Annotated in this window: 1 protein-coding gene; it reads left to right on the top strand. The window is 70.7% G+C overall.

The annotated features are described in order from the left end of the window. A partial coding sequence (locus ABD366_RS26020; protein ID WP_425576975.1) for a type I polyketide synthase occupies positions 1–3,267 on the top strand: 3,267 nt, incomplete at both ends.

The following is a 3,267-nucleotide window of genomic DNA, read 5'->3' as shown; positions in this document are numbered from 1 at the left end:
CTTTTCGCGCGGTTCGAGGTGTCGGCGGTGGTGCATGCGGCCGGGGTGTTGGACGACGGGGTGGTTGATGGTCTGACGGCGGATCGGCTGGCTGGGGTGTGGGGGCCGAAGGCGGGTGCGGCCTGGAATCTGCACCATGCGTCCCGGGGGCGGGAGTTGGATGCGTTCGTGCTGTTCTCGTCGGCTGCGGGTGTGTGGGGTGGTGCGGGGCAGGGTGCGTATGCGGCGGCGAACGCGGCGTTGGACGGGTTGGTGGAGTTTCGCCGGTCGCAGGGGTTGGTGGGTGCGTCGATCGCGTGGGGTCCGTGGGCCGAGGGCGGCATGGCCGACGACGCCACCGTCCTGGCACGGGCGGAGCGCGGCGGGCTGACCCCGCTGGACCCCGGGACAGCCCTCGGCGTCCTCGGCTCCGCGTCGGGCTGTGTGACGGTCGTGGACATGGACTGGGAACGCTTCGTTCCCGGGATGACCGCCGTACGGGACAGCAGGCTGTGGGACAAGGTGGCCCCGCGCGCGGCAGGCCGTACGGCCGCGGCGGGCACCGGAGGGCTGCGGGAGCGGTTGGCCGGGGTGCCGGGCGTGGCCCGGCGTTCGCTGGTCACCGACGTGGTGCGCGGTCGGGTCGCGGCGGTGCTGGGTTTCACGGACGCGACCGCCGTGGACGTGTCGAAGGCGTTCCGGGACCTGGGCTTCGACTCCCTGACGGCCGTCGAACTGCGCAACGCCCTCACCGCCGAAACCGGCCTCAGGCTCCCCTCCACCGTCGTCTTCGACCATCCCTCGGTCGAGGCCCTGGCCGCCTTCGTGGTGAGCGAACTGTTCGGCGCGGACGAAGCGACGCCGGTACCGGGAGCGGTGCCGGCGGTCCGGGTCACGGGTGACGATCCGGTGGTCGTGGTGGGCATGGGCTGCCGCTTTCCGGGCGGGGCGAACTCGCCGGAGGAACTGTGGCGGCTGCTCGCCGACGGTACCGACGCCATGGGCGCCTTCCCCGCCGACCGCGGCTGGGAAATGCTCGGCGGCGCGGGACAGAACTTCGCGCGCGTGGGCGGATTCGTTGACGGGGCGGCTGAATTCGACGCCGGTCTGTTCGGGATCTCGCCGCGCGAGGCCCTCGCCATGGACCCGCAGCAGCGTCTCCTCCTTGAGGTCGTCTGGGAGTCGTTGGAGCGGTCGGGGATCGCGCCGTTGTCGTTGCGCGGGCTGCCGGTGGGTGTCTTCGCCGGGACAAACGGACAGGACTACCCGGCGCTGCTCGCCCTGGCAGGCGAGTCGGGAGACGGCTATGCGGGCACGGGCAGTTCCGGCAGTGTGCTGTCCGGCCGGATCTCGTACGCGCTGGGGCTCGAGGGTCCTGCGGTGACGGTGGACACAGCGTGTTCGTCGTCGCTGGTGGCTCTGCATCTGGCCGGGCAAGCGCTGCGGGCCGGCGAGTGCGATCTCGCGCTGGCCGGTGGTGTGACGGTGATGTCGACACCCGGAGCCTTCATCGAATTCGACGTCCAGGGCGGCTTGTCCGGGGACGGGCGGTGCAAGGCGTTCTCGGAGGACGCGGATGGTACGGGGTGGGGTGAGGGTGTCGGTGTCCTGGTTCTGGAGCGGTTGTCGGATGCCCGGCGTCATGGGCATCAGGTGTTGGCGATGGTCCGTGGCAGTGCCGTCAACCAGGATGGGGCCTCCAACGGTCTGACGGCTCCGAACGGTCCTTCGCAGCAGCGTGTCATCCGGCAGGCGTTGGCCAGTGCGGGGCTGGTGGTGGCGGATGTGGATGCGGTGGAGGCGCACGGTACGGGCACCAAACTGGGTGACCCGATCGAGGCGCAGGCACTCCTTGCGACGTATGGCCAGGACCGGCCCGCCGACCGGCCACTGTGGCTGGGCTCGGTGAAGTCCAACATCGGGCACACGCAGGCTGCCGCCGGTGTCGCGGGTGTCATGAAGATGATTCTGGCGATGCGGCATGCGTCTCTGCCGAAGACACTGCATGCCGATACCCCGTCCTCGCATGTGGACTGGGTGGATGGCTCCGTGGAGTTGCTGGCGCAGGCGCGGGAGTGGGTGCCCGGTGAGCGGCCTCGGCGTGCGGGTGTGTCCGCGTTCGGGGTCAGTGGGACGAACGCGCACGTCATCATCGAGGAGGCGCCGGCGGCTGAGGAAGCTCCGGTTGTGGTTCCGTCGGCAGGGTTGCCGGTGGTGCCGTGGGTGGTGTCGGCGAAGACGGCCGAGGGCGTGGCGGCGCAGAGCCGGCGGCTGGCCGCCGGAGTGGAGGGCCTGGGCGCGGCGGATGTGGGGCTGTCGCTGGCGACGACGCGGGCCGCGTTGGAACACCGGGCGTTCGTCCTCGGCGCCGACCGTGCCGAGTTGCGGGCGGGGCTGGGGGAGCGGCTGACCCCGGTGGTGGCTCGGGAGGGTCTGACCGGGTTCGTTTTCTCCGGTCAGGGTGGTCAGCGGGTCGGTATGGGCCGGGAGTTGGCGGCATCGTTCCCGGTGTTCGCCACTGTCCTGGATGAGGTGTGCGGTCACTTCGAGGGCCTGCGTGGGGTGATCCGTGAGGACGCGGAGGCTCTCGGGCAGACGGGGTGGGCGCAGCCCGCGTTGTTCGCGGTCGAGGTGGCGTTGTTCCGGCTGCTCGAGTCCTGGGGCGTGAAGCCGGACTATCTGGTCGGGCACTCGGTGGGGGAGCTGGCCGCCGCACACGTATCTGGTGTGCTGTCCCTGGAGGACGCATGCCAGCTGGTCGCTGCCCGTGCCGGGCTGATGCAGGCGCTGCCCGCGGGCGGTGCGATGTGGGCGGTGCGGGCGACCCTCGACGAGGTGACTCCACTGCTGGTCGAGGATGTGTCGGTGGCGGCGGTGAACGCCCCGGGCCAGGTCGTCCTCTCCGGCACACACGGGGCGGTCGAAGCGGTGGCCGCTCGGCTTGACGATCGCCAGGGCCGGTGGCTGGATGTCAGCCACGCTTTCCACTCGGCCCTCATGGACCCGATGCTGGTCGAACTCGCTTCGGCTGCGGGCGAGTTGACGTACGACACGCCCCGCATCCCGATCATCTCTACGCTCACGGGGGAGCCGGTCACCGAGTTCACGGCCTCGTACTGGGCGGACCAGGTCCGCGGCACGGTGCGTTTCGCCGACGCGATCACCACGCTGAAGTCGCTCAACGTCACCCGTTTCCTGGAACTGGGCCCGGACGCCACTCTCACCGGCGCGATCGACGAGACGTACGACGGTGAGACTCTGGCCGTCGCGGTGCTCAACCGCAAGCAG

This window comes from Streptomyces kunmingensis (assembly GCF_039533535.1).
Taxonomy (GTDB): domain Bacteria; phylum Actinomycetota; class Actinomycetes; order Streptomycetales; family Streptomycetaceae; genus Streptomyces; species Streptomyces kunmingensis.
This window is presented reverse-complemented; position numbering and strand designations above follow the sequence as displayed.